The organism is Streptomyces nitrosporeus (assembly GCF_008704555.1).
GTDB lineage: Bacteria > Actinomycetota > Actinomycetes > Streptomycetales > Streptomycetaceae > Streptomyces > Streptomyces nitrosporeus.
This window is the reverse complement of sequence record NZ_CP023702.1, coordinates 2,591,442-2,605,667: the sequence shown is the minus strand read 5'-3', so window position 1 is coordinate 2,605,667 and position 14,226 is coordinate 2,591,442. Positions and strand designations below refer to the sequence as shown.

Below are 14,226 nucleotides of genomic sequence, written 5' to 3'. Positions count from 1 at the left end.
GCTGCGTCCGCCTCCCCGCCGCCGCCGCGGGGAGGGGCGGGCGCCTTCCCCTCACGCACACGAGCGGAATGTCCTACGGCTGCGGCCAGTAAGGTAGTGCGCGCGCCGAGCCGTCCCCTGGCCTGCGGCATGGGGGAAGTACGGGCGGCGGAGCCAATCGGGAGAACCTGCTTTGAGTCGTGAAACTGACAGTTCGCCCTCCGGGCCCCAGGGGCGTGGAGGGGCCGCGTACCCGTCGGGTACGCCGCCGTACGGATCACGCCGGTATCCGTCGCTCCACCCGTCCGAGGACGGGCAGGGGGAGGCTCCCGAGCCTGCGGGCCCGCCGCAGCCCGAGGAGCCCAGGACGGAGACGACGCTGACGACCCGTATCCGGATCAACATCCCGGGTTCGCGTCCGATCCCGCCCGTCGTCATGCGTACGCCGGTGAGCGACACCGACGCGGCCGAGGGCCGCCCGGACGCCGAGCGCACCGGCAGCACCCCCCGGCCGGGCGTACCCGCGCCCTCCGGGAGCGACGCCGTCACCCATGAACGCGGCGCCGCCGCGCCCCAGGTGCGGGAGGGGGGCCGCCCGGACGGTGAGGCGCCCGAGGGCAAGCCCGCCAAGGAGAAGAGCGGCAGCGACTGGTTCGCGCCGCGCAAGGCCCCCGGTCCGGAGTCCGGTCCCGGACAGGCTTCCGGTCCCGGACAGGGTTCCGGTCCCGGTACGGGTGGCGGTTCCGGCCAGGTCCCCGCTCCGGGCGGCGGGACGGGCGCGGGGCCGGGATCCGGGTTCGTTCCCGGCCCGGGTTCCGCTCCCGGTCCGGTACCCGGCCCCGGGGCGGGCGGGCCGGCGGCCCCGCAGGGCGGTTCGCCCCTGCCGCGCCGCGACAGCCGGCCGTACGGCTCGGACGGTCCGCCGCCGGGCGCGGGTGCGCCCCGGCGGGAGCGCAGCGGCCTCGACGCGCTCGGTACGGACGCTCCGGGCGGCCCCGCGGCGGAGCCCTCCGGGCCCACCGCCGGTCCGGTCACCGGGAGTTCGTCCCTGACCCCCGACCTCGACAAGATCTTCGGTCCGCCCCAGACCGGCCAGACGGTCCCCCGCGGCGCCGCTCCGGCCCCCGGGGCGCCCGGCGGCGTACCGCCGCGGATGTCGGACGACACGGCGATCCTGACGCCGCAGGCGCCCGCTCCCGCCCCCGGTCCGAAGCCCGGCGGCAACGTCTCCGGCGACACCCTCACCAGCGGTGTCCCGGTGGTGCCCGCCGAGCCCCGCCCGCCGTTCCCCGGCGGGCCCGGCGGCGGCCCCGCCGCACCCGGACGCCCTGGTTCCGGCAGGCCCGCGGCCCCGGCCCCCGAGCCGGAGCCGAGGCCCGCGCCGCCCGCCAGGAAGGGGCGCTCCAAGCTGGTCCTGCTGGGCGCCGGTCTCGTGGTCCTGCTGGGCGTCGCGTACGGTGCCGGGCTCCTGATGAACCACTCGGAGGTTCCCAAGGGCACCACCGTCCTCGGTGTGGACATCGGCGGAGGCACGAAGGAGGAGGCGGTCTCCAGGCTGGAAGCCGCCTTCGGGAAGCGTGTCCACGCTCCTCTCCAGCTCTCCGTGGACGGCAGGAAGCAGCAGCTCGACCCGGAGAAGGCCGGCCTTACCCTGGACAGCCAGGAGACCGTGCGCGGTGCCGCGGGCAGCGACTACAACCCGGTCTCCGTGATCGGCTCGCTGTTCGGCGGGGCGCGCCCCGCCGACCCCGTGATCCCGGTCGACGAGGAGAAGCTGGGCGTCGCCCTGGCCGACCTCGCCGGCGTCTCGTCCGGCGGCAACGACGGCACGATCAGGTTCGAGCCGAACAAGGCGGTCGCCGTCCCCGGCAAGCCGGGCAAAGGACTGGACGTCAACCGGTCGCTGATCTCCGTACGGGACGCCTACCGTGCGCAGGTCGAGACCGGGAAGGCATCCGTCGTCGAACTCCCCGTCACCGAGACGGAGCCCACCATCGGCCAGGCCGAACTGGACCGGGCGATGAAGGAGTTCGCCGAACCGGCGATGTCCGGACTGATCACGATCAAGGCAGGACCGAAGTCGATCGACTTCGGCCCCGCCCTGTCGCTGCCGAAGATCCTGTCCATGAAGCCGGTCGACGGCCGGCTGGTCGAGGTGTACGACAAGAAGGCGATCGAGACCCTTCTCGACGGCGTCTTCGACGGCATCATGATCACCAAGGGCGACGGCAAGCAGCACCAGGTCGGCGCCGACGACGTGGCGCACGCCATGCAGACCGCCCTGCTCGGCAAGACCCCCGCCGAGCGCACCGTCGTCATCGACCTCGGCGGCGAGGGCTGACGCCGCACGCCCGTCCTGCGGCTCCGCTCCCGCTACGGCACCGCCCCCGCCCGGAGGACCCGGCGGGGGCGGTGCCGTACGCGCTCGTGGTGCCGGTACGGCGGCGGTGCGGGCCGGGCGGGTGGCGGCCCGGCCCGCACCGGCTCAGTTGAGCCGTGACCGGGCGGCCCGTGCGCGGTGGCGGATCTCCTCGGCCGCCGCCGGCTCGACGGCGCCGACGATCTCCGCGTACTCCTCCATCTCCGCCGCCCCCCGCAGGAACTCCCCGCGCCGCACCAGGAGCTCGGCCCGCTCGTAACGCAGCCCGGCCGGGTGCGAGGGCAGCAGCAGCGACAACTCCAGAGCCCACAGCGCCACATCCGTGCGTTCGGGCCTGGCCGCCGCCCACGCCCTGATGTTGGCCAGGATCCGCAGCACCGTCTTCGAGGGATCCGCGGGAACCAAAGCCGACATGTCCGGCCGCACCCCGGTCGTGCCCGCCACCAGCAGCGCGGCGTCCTCGCCGCTCAGCGGGGCCCCGCCGGCGAACGGGTCGGCCAGCACGCCCTCGGCGGGGTCGCCGAAGCCGACCACGTAATGACCCGGCAGCGCCAGCCCGTACACCGGGACGCCCGCCCGGCGCGCGACCTCCGTCCAGACCACCGAGAGCAGGATCGGCAGGCCCCGCCGCCGGCGCAGGACCTCCTGGAGCAGCGAGGACTCCAGCCGCCGGTAGTCGGCGGGCAGACCGCCGAAACCGTAGCGCCCGCCCAGCAGTTCGTGGAACACCGGCACCCAGGCACGGGCGGGACGCGCCCCGTACGGCACCATCCCCGCCAGCCGGTCCAGTTCCGCCTGCGCGGCGTCGATGCCGTACGGATCGGCCGGGGAGGCGGGGTCGGCCGGTACCGCCTCCGCGCCCAGCAGCAGGCAGAGCAGGGCGATATCCGGCCGCTCGGCGCGTGCCTCGTCCGCGAACCGCCGTCGGCGCTCCGCCCTGCCGGGATCCCTGGCGTCCATACCGTTCTGCTCCTGCTGCTGGGACCTGGGGCGTGTTTCGAAAGTCCCGCCTTCCCGCCCTCCGGGCGGACGGCGCTACTTTCGAAACACGCCCTCGGCGGCCCGGAAGTGGTGGTACAGGTGGTGGGTGGCGAAGCCCATGCCGTCGTACAGCGCGCGGGCCGCCCCGTTGTCCGTCTCGACCTGGAGCCAGGCGGCCGAGGCGCCCTCGTCGAGGGCCCGGCGGGCGAGCGCCGTCATCACCGCGGTGCCCAGGCCGCGCCGACGGTGCTCCGGGCCCACCTCCACGGCCATGAACCCCGCCCAGCGGCCGTCCACCACCGCACGCCCGATCGCGGCGGGAACCGCGTCCGGGCCGTCACCCGGCACCGACGCGAACCACACCGAGGGACCGCTCCCCAGCACCTTCAGCACGGGGGCGCCTGGGGCGCGCCCCAGGGTGCTGAAACGCTGGTAGCGGGAGAGCCAGGCGTCGTCCGCGGCACGGGCGAGCCGCACCCGGGAGGCGTCCGCCTCCAGGTCGCCCAGGGGGGCGAGCGCGGCGATCCGCACCTCGGCCGACACCTCGCGCCGCCACCCGTGCTCCTCCAGCCCGGCACAGAGCCCCTCCTGGGCGCCTTCGGCGCCCGTACCGGCCTGGACGTAGGCGGGCAGGCCCCGTTGCGCGTACCAGCGCCCCACCCGCTCCAGGGCCGCCTCCAGCGGGAGGCCCGGATCGCCGAGCGGCAGAACGGAGTTGGCGCGGCGGGTGAAACCGGCCGCGGCACGCAGCCGCCAGCCGCCGAGCGCCTCCTCCTCCACCGGCTGCCAGGCGCGCGCGGTGACACGGGTGAGCTCCTCGAAGGAGGCGGCCGGACCGCGCCGGCGCGCCGGAGCCGCCGGTACGGTCTTCCCCGCCACCAGCGCCGGCTCCGGAATGTGGACACTCTGTCCACTTTTCGTCGTGACGGACAGCACGCCGCCGGTCCACGATGTGAGAACCCCTACCGTGTCCGTGAACCCGGCACCCTCGCGGCCGCCTTCCAACACCTGCCGGACCGATACACGTTTACCCACGTCAGCAGGTGTTATGCGAACCTCGAGCCGTCCGCTGATGGTGAATTCCACCGCTGAGTCCGCCCCTCCTGTTCGGTTCATGCTCCGGAACGGAGATACTAGGGCGGGCATCGACGACGCCGCGCTCCCGCGCGAGAGCCAACGCCCTACCGAGGAGGAACGACAGCGTGACCTACGTCATCGCACAGCCTTGTGTCGACGTCAAGGACAAGGCCTGCATCGAAGAGTGCCCCGTCGACTGCATCTACGAGGGCCAGCGGTCCTTGTACATCCACCCGGACGAGTGTGTCGACTGCGGAGCCTGTGAGCCGGTCTGCCCGGTGGAGGCGATCTTCTACGAGGACGACACCCCGGAGGAGTGGAAGGACTACTACAAGGCGAACGTCGAGTTCTTCGACGACCTCGGCTCGCCGGGCGGCGCCTCCAAGCTGGGCCTCATCGAGCGCGACCACCCGTTCGTCGCCGCGCTGCCGCCGCAGAACCAGTGACACCGGCCCCATGAGCGCCGCCCGGTCCCGTACGGTTCGTCACCGTGCGGGACCGAGGTGTTCTCCGGGCCCGTGTACGCGCCGGGCCCACCCCCACGTACGAGAAAGCAGAGTCCCGTGTCCGCAGCAGCACCCGTCTCCTCACGCCTTCCGGTCTTCCCCTGGGACAAGCTCACGTCCTACAGGACGACGGCCGCTGCCCACCCGGACGGCCTCGTGGACCTGTCCGTCGGCACCCCCGTCGACCCGGTGCCCGGCCTGATCCAGCGGGAACTGGTCGCGGCGGCCGACAGCCCGGGCTATCCGACGGTGTGGGGGACCCCGGCGCTGCGGGACGCGCTGACCGGCTGGGCCGGGCGGCGGCTCGGAGCCACGGGCCTGACGCACGAGAACGTCCTGCCGGTCGTCGGCTCCAAGGAACTGGTGGCCTGGCTGCCCACCCAGCTCGGGCTCGGCGCCGGCGACAAGGTCGCCTACCCGCGGCTCGCCTACCCGACCTACGAGGTGGGGGCGCGGCTCTGCGGCGCGGAGCCCGTCGCCTACGACGACCCGACGGAACTGGACCCGGCCGGACTCCGGCTGCTCTGGCTCAACTCGCCGTCCAACCCGACCGGCCGGGTGCTGGCGAAGGAGGAGCTGGCACGGATCGTCGCCTGGGCCCGTGAACACCGGGTGCTGGTCTTCAGCGACGAGTGCTACCTGGAGCTCGGCTGGGAGGCCGAACCGGTCTCCGTGCTCCACCCCGACGTCTGCGGCGGCGACCACGAGGGCCTCGTCGCCGTCCACTCGCTGTCCAAGCGCTCCAACCTCGCCGGATACCGTGCCGCCTTCGTCGTCGGTGACGCGGCGGTGCTCGGCGAGCTGCTCCAGATCCGCAAGCACGGCGGGATGATGGTCCCCGCCCCCGTCCAGGCGGCGACCGTCGCCGCGCTCGGCGACGACACCCACGTCGCCGAGCAGAGGGAACGCTACGCACGACGCCGCACCGCGCTGCGGGCGGCGCTGGAGGCGCACGGCTTCCGGATCGAGCACAGCGAGGCGAGCCTCTACCTGTGGGCCACCCGCGGCGAGGGCTGCTGGGACACCGTGGCGCACCTGGCCGGACTCGGCATCCTGGTGGCTCCGGGCGACTTCTACGGGCCCGCCGGCGACCGTTTCGTACGGGTCGCCCTGACGGCCACCGACGAGCGGGTGGACGCGGCGGTCAAGCGGCTGTCCTGAGGCCGGCGGGCCCGCCGCCACGGGCGGCGGGCCCGGCACGGCGGCCGTCAGCCCAGCGGCAGGCCCTTGGGCAGTGAGTCGTCCGCCAGCTCGCCGTCGGCGACGGTGCCTGCCGTCCGGAGGGCGCCGGAGGCGGCGGGCAGGGCCGTTCCCACGACCTTGCCACCCGTCCCGTTCGCGACCTCGGCACCCTGCTTCGCCGTGGAGTCCAGGGTGTCGCCGACACGCGCGCCGTCGAGCTGGGTCAGGCCGCCGAGTTCCGGGGCCTGCGGGAGGCCTGCGGCACCGGCGGTGCCCGCGGCGCCGGCCGCGGAGGCCGCCCCCGCGGCGATCAGCAGTGCGGCACGGGCGATCCGGCGGGACAGGGGGAGGGACATGATGCTCCTTCGACGGGAGGTCGACGGGCGCCGGCGGGGCGCCGGCGGGCCGCGGCGGAACGGAATCCGCCTGTCCGGCGATCGGACGCCCTGACAACGGGCCCGGGGGCGGGGGAGGTTGCGGGGCGCCGCGGTAAAGACTCCGTAATGCGCCGCACGGCCGGCCACGGAAGGGCCGCCCGGCCCGCCGCCCTGTACGGCCGGTCCCTGTACGGCCGGTGCCCCGCCCGGCCCGCCGCCCCGCTGCCCCGTACGGTCCCTAGCGGGCGAGCCGCATCCGGACCGAGGCGGTGGAGGCGGGATCCGTGCGCTGCTTCCGCCAGCCCGTCTCCGGCTTCCACACCCGGCCGTCGTAGGAGACCTCGGCGATGCCCAGCGTGCCGGCCCGGGCGACGGCCCAGTGCGCGAGCTCCCAGCCGCGCCGGGAGCGGTCGCCGCCGGCCGTCCGCGTCCCGTCCCGTACCGGCACCGACACCGTGCCCGCGGCGGCCGCACCGGCGGACTCCGTCGCGGGCAGCACGTCCTTCCCGAAGGAGCGCACCAGGTCGGACCGCACCTCTTCCGCGCTCCCGGCGGCCCCCGCGGTCTCCTTCGGCAGCGAACAGCTCAGGGAGGCGGGGGCGCGTCCGGTCAGCGCCGCCGAGAGCAGCGCCGCGTCCGGTTCGTGCTTCGCGTACGCCTGCGGGAAGCCGCTCTTCTGCACCCGCTGCGCCGCCTCGGTCAGCGGCAGCCGTGAATAGCCCGGTACCTCGGCCAGATGCTCGTAGAACTCACCGGCGGAGTACACCGGGTCCATGATCTGCTCGGCCGTCCCCCAGCCCTGCGAGGGCCGCTGCTGGAAGAGGCCGAGGGAGTCCCGGTCGCCGTGGTCGATGTTGCGCAGCGAGGACTCCTGGAGCGCCGTGGCCAGGGCGATGGTCACCGCGCGCTCCGGCAGCCCCCGTGCGGTGCCCACGGCGGAGATCGTCGCGGCGTTGGCGGCCATCTCGGGGCTCAGCTCGTAGCCGCCGGACCCGCCCCCGTCGCCCCCGCCGTCGGAGCGCACGGTGCAGCGCGGCGACCCCTGGGGGCCGGTGGCGTACTGCACGGCCACATAGCCGCCCAGGGCCGTGAGGACGGCGAGGGAGGCCGTGGCACGGGAGAGGAGGCTGCGGCGGGCGGGAGTCTCGGTCCGGGGCACGCGCCCACCGTACTGGAGGGTACGGGCGGAGCCGAGCCCCCTGCCGCCGGTACCCCCGCCGGGTCCCCGGGGCGGGCGGCCGGCCCGGCACCCGGACAGGCCGGTGGCGGGGCGCGGCGACGGACTAGGGTCGTGGCCATGGACGGACACACCCTTGACCTCGCCCTGGACGGCCCGGCCCTCACCGCCCGGCTCGTCGACTTCCCGTCGGTCAGCGGGCAGGAGAAAGACCTGGCCGACGCGATCGAGGCGGCCCTGCGCCCGCTGGGGCACCTGACGGTCGACCGGTACGGCAACAACATCGTGGCCCGCACCCACCTCGGCCGCGCCGAGCGCGTCGTCCTGGCGGGGCACATCGACACCGTGCCGATCGCCGGCAACGTGCCGTCCCGGCTCGACGACGACGGCGTGCTGTGGGGCTGCGGGACCTCCGACATGAAGTCGGGTGTCGCGGTCCAGCTGCGCATCGCGGCGACGGTGCCCGAGCCCAACCGCGACCTGACGTTCGTCTTCTACGACAACGAGGAGGTCGCCGCCCACCTCAACGGGCTGGGCAGGGTGACCGAGGCCCACCCCGACTGGGTGGAGGGCGACTTCGCGGTCCTCCTGGAGGGGTCCGACGGCGAGGTGGAGGGCGGCTGCCAGGGCACGCTGAGGATGTTCCTGCGGCTCGACGGGGAGCGGGCCCACTCCGCGCGCGGCTGGATGGGGTCCAACGCCGTCCACGCCGCGGCGCCGGTGCTGGCCAGGCTCGCCGCGTACGAGCCGCGCCGCCCGGTCATCGACGGGCTGGAGTACCGCGAGGGCCTCAACGCCGTCAGGATCGAGGGCGGGGTCGCCACCAACGTGATCCCGGACACCTGCACCGTGGTGGTCAACTACCGGTACGCGCCCGACCTCTCGGGCGAGGAGGCGGAGGCGCACGTCCGCGAGGTGTTCGCGGACTGCGGTGTCGCCGAGTTCACGGTGGACGACCACTCGGGCGCGGCGATGCCCGGCCTCTCGCACCCGGCGGCCAAGGCGTTCATGGAGGCGGTCGGCGGCACCGCCAAGCCCAAGTTCGGCTGGACCGACGTCTCCCGCTTCGGGGCCCTCGGCATCCCGGCCGTCAACTACGGTCCCGGGGACCCGCTCTTCGCCCACAAGCGCGACGAGCACGTCCGGGTCGAACGGATCACGCACTGCGAGGAGCGGCTCCGCTCCTGGCTGACCGGCTGACCCGCGGTATTCCCCTGTTCGTAACCTCCGCCGATCTACGCTGAAGCGACGACGCACGCACATCGCGGGTCGGCGGAGGGAGCAGGTCATGGGCAACCCGGAGGACGCACGGATCCCCGAGGGCGCGCAGATTCCCGAGGGCGCGGTCAAGCCGGAGGAACAGCGGCTGGGGCCGGTACTGCGCCGCAGGGACCAGGTGCAGCCCGGCACGACCGATCAGCGGCTGCTCGACTCCGAGGGTGACTCCGAGTGGGTGCACACCGACCCCTGGCGGGTCATGCGCATCCAGTCGGAGTTCGTGGAGGGCTTCGGCACGCTCGCCGAACTGCCGAGCGCCATCAGCGTCTTCGGCTCGGCCCGCACCGCGGCCGGCACCCCGGAGTACGAAGCCGGCGTACGGCTCGGCAACGCGCTGGTCGAGGCGGGGTTCGCGGTGATCACGGGCGGCGGCCCCGGGGCGATGGAGGCGGCCAACAAGGGTGCCCGGGAGGCCGAGGGCATCTCCGTCGGGCTGGGCATCGAGCTGCCCTTCGAGTCCGGGCTCAACCCGCACGTCGACATCGGGCTCAACTTCCGCTACTTCTTCGTCCGCAAGATGATGTTCGTCAAGTACGCCCAGGGGTTCGTCGTCCTGCCGGGCGGCCTGGGCACCCTCGACGAGCTCTTCGAGGCCCTGACCCTGGTGCAGACGGGCAAGGTGACGCGCTTCCCGATCGTGCTGTTCGGCTCGGCCTACTGGAACGGCCTCGTGGACTGGCTGCGGGACACGGTGGTCGCCCAGGGCAAGGCGTCCGAGCGGGACCTGCTGCTCTTCCACGTCACGGACGACGTGGACGAGGCGGTGCGGCTGGTGACCAAGGAGGTCGGGCGGTAGCCGCCCGCCCGCCCTCTGCGGCCCGTACGCACCCGCCCGCCGGTCCGCCCGGCCCGTTCCCACGGCCCGTACGCCCGCCCTGTCCGCCCGGCCCGTACGCATCCGCCCGCCCTGTCCGCCCGGCCCGCGCCCTCCGGCCCGCGCCCTCCGGGCGGTGCGGGCACGGGTCGTCGGCGGCCGGCGGTCGGCCTACGCCAGGCCGCGACGGGCCACCGCCGGAGCGCGGTGGCCCGCGATGGACGCCACCATCTCCAGCACCTGCCGTGTCTCGGCCACCTCGTGGACCCGGTACACCCGCGCCCCCAGCCAGGCCGAGACCGCGGTCGTCGCGAGCGTCCCGATCACCCGCTCCTTGACGGGCCTGTCGAGCGTCTCCCCGACGAAGTCCTTGTTGGACAGCGAGACCAGGACCGGCCAGCCCGTCGCCGTCATCTCCTCCAGGCGGCGGGTCGCCTCCAGCGAATGCCGGGTGTTCTTCCCGAAGTCGTGCCCCGGGTCGATCATGATCCCGTCCGGCCGGACCCCGAGCCCCACGGCCCGCTCGGCGAGGCCCGCCGTGACCCGCAGGATGTCCGCCATCACGTCCTCGTACGCCATCCGGTGCGGCCGGGTGCGCGGCTCGGCGCCGCCCGTGTGCGTGCACACCAGCCCGGCGCCGTGGCGGGCGGCGACCTCGGCCAGCTTCGGGTCCGCACCGCCCCAGGCGTCGTTCAGCAGATCGGCCCCCGCCTCGCAGACGGCCTCGCCCACCTCGTGCCGCCAGGTGTCCACGCTGATCACCACGTCCGGGTGGCGGCGGCGCACCTCGCGGACGAAACCGACCGTGCGGCGCGCCTCCTCCTCGGCCGTCACCTCCTCGCCGGGCCCCGCCTTCACCCCGCCGATGTCGATGATCGCCGCCCCTTCGGCCACCGCCTGCTCGACCCGGGAGAGGGCCGGCTCGTCGCGGAAGGTCGCGCCCTGGTCGTAGAACGAGTCGGGGGTCCGGTTCACGATGGCCATCACCACCGGTTCGTGTACGCCGAACTCCCGTCGTCCCAGCCTGAGCACACCGCTTCGCATGCCTGCTTCCTCCTCATCGGTCACCCGCACCCCAGGGCCTCGAACCCGGATCGCGCCGGGCCCCGGGGCCGGACCGATCCAAACCAAAGACCCTAACCTCCGGCGGCGCATGGCACGATCTGACCCGGACAGGTTTCGGCTCCCAGGGGAGATGCGCGTGTTCTGGTTCTTGCTGCTCACGATGGCCGTGGTGGTGGCCGCGGTCACGCTGGCGGTGGTCGGCGGTGGTGGCGGCGCCGTCCTGCAGGACGCCGAGCCGGAACGGCTCACCGACCCGCTGCCCGCCGGACGGCCCGTCGGCCGCGCCGACATCGAGGCCCTGCGGCTCCCCCTGGCGGTGCGCGGTTACCGCATGACGGACGTGGACGACGCCCTCGGCCGGCTCGGCGCCGAACTCGCCGAGCGGGACGCCCGGATCGCCGAACTGGAATCCGCGCTGGCCGGCGCCCAGGCGACCGCGGTGACCGGCCCCGACCTCTTCAAGCGGTCCGGTGACCGCCCGGAGGGCGGGACGGGCCCCGCGGAGCCGGGGGACGGCGGGGCGGCGGACGGGGAGGAGCGCCGGTGAGCGGGGCCCGTCCCGCGGCGGACGGCCGCCTGCGCTGCCCGTGGGGCCTCGCCACCGAGGACTACCTCACCTACCACGACACGGAGTGGGGCCGCCCGGTCCGCGGCGACGACGCCCTCTTCGAGCGGCTCTGCCTGGAGGCGTTCCAGTCCGGGCTCTCCTGGCTGACGATCCTGCGCCGCCGCGAGGGGTTCCGCAGCGCGTTCGCCGGCTTCAGCATCCCGGCCGTCGCGGAGTTCACGGACACCGACCGGGAACGCCTCCTCGCCGACCCCGGCATCATCCGCAACCGTGCCAAGGTCGACGCCACCCTGGCCAACGCCAAGGTGCTGGCCGGATGGGAGAAGGGGGAGCTGGACGCCCTGATCTGGTCGTACGCCCCCGACCCCGCGGCCCGCCCGGCCCCCCGCACCCTCGGCGACGTCCCGGCCGTCACCCCCGGGTCCACGGCACTGGCCAAGGAACTCAAGAAGCGGTCCATCCGCTTCGTCGGCCCCACCACGGCCTACGCCCTGATGCAGGCATGCGGTCTGGTCGACGACCACCTGGCCGACTGCGTGGCCCGGGGCGGCGGCTGACCCCCCGCCCGCGGCCTCCTCATCCGCCTCCGCCCGCGGCCTCCTCATCCGCCGGCGGCCGCGGGTGAGGCCGTCACCTGCCGAGGTACTCCGGCGTCCGCTTGGCCAGGAACGCCTCGACCGCGGCGGTGTGGTCCCGGGAGGCGCCCGCCTTCGTCTGGAGTTCGTCCTCCTTCTCCAGCGTCTCGGCGAGTGTGTGCCCCGCTCCGTAGGCCAGGGACGCCTTGAGCGCCGCGTACGCCACCGTCGGGCCGTCGGCCAGCGCGCGGGCCACCGCCCGCGCCTCCTCGGCGAGGTCGGCGGCGGGCACCACCTTGTTCGCGATGCCCAGCTCGTACGCCTCCTGCGCCGTGACGGAACGCGGGAAGAACAGCAGGTCCGCGGCGCGGCTCGCCCCGATCAGCCGGGGCAGCGTCCAGGAGACCCCCGAGTCGGCGGTCAGCGCCACCCCGGCGAACGAGGTGTTGAAGGAGGCGGTGTCGGCGACCACGCGGTAGTCCGCGGCGAGGGCGAACCCGAAGCCGGCCCCGGCCGCCACCCCGTTGACGCCCGCGACCACGGGCTTCTCCATCCCGGTGAGGGCCCGCACGATCGGGTTGTAGTGCTCCTTGACGGTGCTCAGCGCGTTGCCGCCCGGCTGCTCACGTGCCTCGGTGAGCTTGGACACGTGCTCCTTGAGGTCCTGGCCCACACAGAAGGCGCGCCCGGTGGCGGTCAGCAGAACCGCTCGTACGGCGGTGTCCCGGGCGACCTCTGCCAGCGCGTCGCGGAGTGCGGCCTTGGCCGCGGTGTCCATGGCGTTCATCGCCCCCGGACGGTTGAGCGTGATCGTCGCGAGCCCGTCTTCCACGTCCATGAGCACGGCGTCTGCCATGGTGTCGGCCATTCCTCGGTCCCCTTACGGCTCCGGCATCGGATGTCCAGGCAAGCATGGCCGACGACGGGCGGGCCGGAAATGTGACCCACGTCTAACAATTGGCTCTCGGCTGAGGGGCGGCAGCGGCGCAGTATCGCAGCCGGATCGCCGAATTGGGTGGTTTTGAGAGAGCGCGTTGCCCAAGCGATGCCGACCGATGTTGGTCATCGGGGTCTGTGATGCGGGATAATGCGGAGGAAGCATTGTGTTCGACGCCGGTGAGGCAGCGCCTGTCATGGGGCCGCCGGTTGCGATGAGCTGGTTTCAGGAAGGGGAACGAGCATGGCGGCCATGAAGCCGCGGACGGGCGACGGCCCGCTCGAGGTGACAAAGGAGGGGCGGGGCATCGTCATGCGCGTTCCGCTCGAAGGCGGCGGTCGGCTTGTCGTCGAGCTGACTCCGGACGAGGCCGACGCGCTCGGCGACGCGCTGAAGAAGGTCGTCGGCTGAGCGGAGCGCCCACCCTTCACACCTGACTGCCCCGGCACGCCCCGCGTGCCGGGGCAGTGGTGCGCCGCGGGCCCGCCGGGCCCCCCGGGGCCGGCTCAGCCGCGGCGTACCGCGCAGAGCAGTCCGTCGCCCACCGGCAGCAGGGTCGCGAGGAGCACGGGGCTCTCCCGTACGGCCCGCAGCAGCTCACGCAGGCGCAGCACCTCGGCCGGCTGCGCGGCGGAGTCGACCGTGCGCCCGTCCGCGAAGACGCCCTCGAAGCAGACCAGCCCGCCGGGCCGCAGCAGGCGCAACGATTCAGCGAGGTAGTCCAGGCCCTCCAGCCGGTCGCCGTCGCAGAAGACGAGGTCGTATCCGCCGTCGGCGAGCCGCGGTAGTACGTCGAGCGCGCGCCCGGGGATGAAGCGCGCGCGATTGGTGGCGAAGCCGGCCGCGCGGAACGCCTCACGTGCGAACTGCTGACGCTCGGGCTCCGGGTCGACGGTGGTCAGTACGCCGTCCGGCCGCATGCCCTGGAGCAGGTAGATGCCGGACACGCCGGTGCCCGTGCCGATCTCGGCCACGGCTTTGGCGTCCGCGGTGGCAGCGAGCAGGCGCAGCGCGGCGCCGGTGCCGGGGGACACCGAGCGGATCCCCGCCTCGTGAGCCCGTTCCCGGGCCCTGAGCAGGGCTTCGTCCTCGCCGACAAAGGCGTCGGCGAACGCCCAGCTCGTCTGCCGGTTGGCGGTAATGACCCTCTCCTGTCCCCGTAGTTGACGCAACGGTGACTGTATCCGCTGTGACCGGGAACCCGCAGATGGGACCGGACGTTAGGAACACGCAGGGGAAAACACGGTGCCCGGCCCGGCGGCCGGCCCGGAATGTTCCCTTGCTCCCCGGACCTCCGGGGCCCTCAGGGAATAAAGGCTTATCCGGAGCT

Annotated in this window: 15 protein-coding genes; 8 read left to right on the top strand and 7 right to left on the bottom strand. The window is 74.1% G+C overall.

Annotated elements, in window-relative coordinates; translation table 11 throughout:
• The first annotated feature begins 172 nt into the window (after window positions 1-172).
• A complete protein-coding gene (locus CP967_RS11300) occupies window positions 173-2,320 on the top strand; it encodes a hypothetical protein (protein ID WP_150487862.1) in 2,148 nt (715 codons plus the stop codon).
• Between the two features lie 144 nt (window positions 2,321-2,464).
• Here the strand turns inward: CP967_RS11300 and CP967_RS11295 are convergent, their stop codons facing one another.
• Window positions 2,465-3,319, bottom strand: coding sequence for a transglutaminase-like domain-containing protein (locus tag CP967_RS11295; protein WP_150487861.1), 855 nt, complete (start codon window positions 3,317-3,319; stop codon window positions 2,465-2,467).
• Window positions 3,320-3,394: 75 nt separating this feature from the next.
• Window positions 3,395-4,426 (bottom strand): GNAT family N-acetyltransferase, encoded by a 1,032-nt coding sequence (locus tag CP967_RS11290; protein ID WP_150487860.1) that lies wholly within the window; start codon window positions 4,424-4,426, stop codon window positions 3,395-3,397.
• Between the two features lie 116 nt (window positions 4,427-4,542).
• Between CP967_RS11290 and fdxA the strand changes: the two genes are divergently transcribed.
• Window positions 4,543-4,863, top strand: a complete 321-nt coding sequence (gene fdxA / locus CP967_RS11285) for a ferredoxin (protein WP_014048159.1) — start codon at window positions 4,543-4,545, stop codon at window positions 4,861-4,863.
• Between the two features lie 117 nt (window positions 4,864-4,980).
• A complete protein-coding gene (gene dapC / locus CP967_RS11280; protein WP_150487859.1) occupies window positions 4,981-6,084 on the top strand; it encodes a succinyldiaminopimelate transaminase in 1,104 nt (367 codons plus the stop codon).
• Window positions 6,085-6,131: 47 nt separating this feature from the next.
• On the opposite strand, the gene CP967_RS11275 is transcribed toward dapC, so the two are convergent.
• Complete coding sequence (locus tag CP967_RS11275) at window positions 6,132-6,461, bottom strand: ATP-binding protein (RefSeq protein WP_150487858.1); 330 nt, start codon at window positions 6,459-6,461, stop codon at window positions 6,132-6,134.
• A 259-nt stretch (window positions 6,462-6,720) separates the two neighbouring features.
• Window positions 6,721-7,641 (bottom strand): VldE C-terminal domain-containing protein, encoded by a 921-nt coding sequence (locus CP967_RS11270; RefSeq protein ID WP_150487857.1) that lies wholly within the window; start codon window positions 7,639-7,641, stop codon window positions 6,721-6,723.
• Window positions 7,642-7,779: 138 nt separating this feature from the next.
• Between CP967_RS11270 and dapE the strand changes: the two genes are divergently transcribed.
• Complete coding sequence (dapE, locus tag CP967_RS11265) at window positions 7,780-8,859, top strand: succinyl-diaminopimelate desuccinylase (protein ID WP_150487856.1); 1,080 nt, start codon at window positions 7,780-7,782, stop codon at window positions 8,857-8,859.
• 88 nt (window positions 8,860-8,947) lie between these two features.
• Entirely contained in the window at window positions 8,948-9,733 is a 786-nt protein-coding gene (locus tag CP967_RS11260; RefSeq protein ID WP_150487855.1) for an LOG family protein, read from the top strand.
• A 189-nt stretch (window positions 9,734-9,922) separates the two neighbouring features.
• Here CP967_RS11260 and folP read toward each other — a convergent pair whose 3' ends face one another.
• On the bottom strand, window positions 9,923-10,783 hold the full coding sequence (gene folP / locus CP967_RS11255; protein ID WP_167535503.1) for a dihydropteroate synthase: 861 nt from the start codon (window positions 10,781-10,783) through the stop codon (window positions 9,923-9,925).
• Window positions 10,784-10,946: 163 nt separating this feature from the next.
• On the opposite strand from folP, the gene CP967_RS11250 reads away from it, so the two are divergent.
• Both CP967_RS11250 and CP967_RS11245 read left to right on the top strand, forming a co-directional pair.
• On the top strand, window positions 10,947-11,363 hold the full coding sequence (locus CP967_RS11250) for a cell division protein DivIVA (protein ID WP_229888215.1): 417 nt from the start codon (window positions 10,947-10,949) through the stop codon (window positions 11,361-11,363).
• Complete coding sequence (locus CP967_RS11245; protein ID WP_150487852.1) at window positions 11,360-11,941, top strand: DNA-3-methyladenine glycosylase I; 582 nt, start codon at window positions 11,360-11,362, stop codon at window positions 11,939-11,941. The genes CP967_RS11250 and CP967_RS11245 overlap by 4 nt, the downstream gene beginning before the upstream one ends.
• A gap of 73 nt (window positions 11,942-12,014) precedes the next feature.
• Here CP967_RS11245 and chcB read toward each other — a convergent pair whose 3' ends face one another.
• Window positions 12,015-12,827, bottom strand: coding sequence for a 2-cyclohexenylcarbonyl CoA isomerase (chcB, locus tag CP967_RS11240; protein WP_150487851.1), 813 nt, complete (start codon window positions 12,825-12,827; stop codon window positions 12,015-12,017).
• 312 nt (window positions 12,828-13,139) lie between these two features.
• Between chcB and CP967_RS11235 the strand changes: the two genes are divergently transcribed.
• Window positions 13,140-13,307, top strand: coding sequence for a DUF3117 domain-containing protein (locus CP967_RS11235; RefSeq protein WP_003966491.1), 168 nt, complete (start codon window positions 13,140-13,142; stop codon window positions 13,305-13,307).
• Window positions 13,308-13,402: 95 nt separating this feature from the next.
• Here CP967_RS11235 and CP967_RS11230 read toward each other — a convergent pair whose 3' ends face one another.
• On the bottom strand, window positions 13,403-14,068 hold the full coding sequence (locus tag CP967_RS11230; RefSeq protein ID WP_150487850.1) for an O-methyltransferase: 666 nt from the start codon (window positions 14,066-14,068) through the stop codon (window positions 13,403-13,405).
• Window positions 14,069-14,226 lie beyond the last annotated feature (158 nt).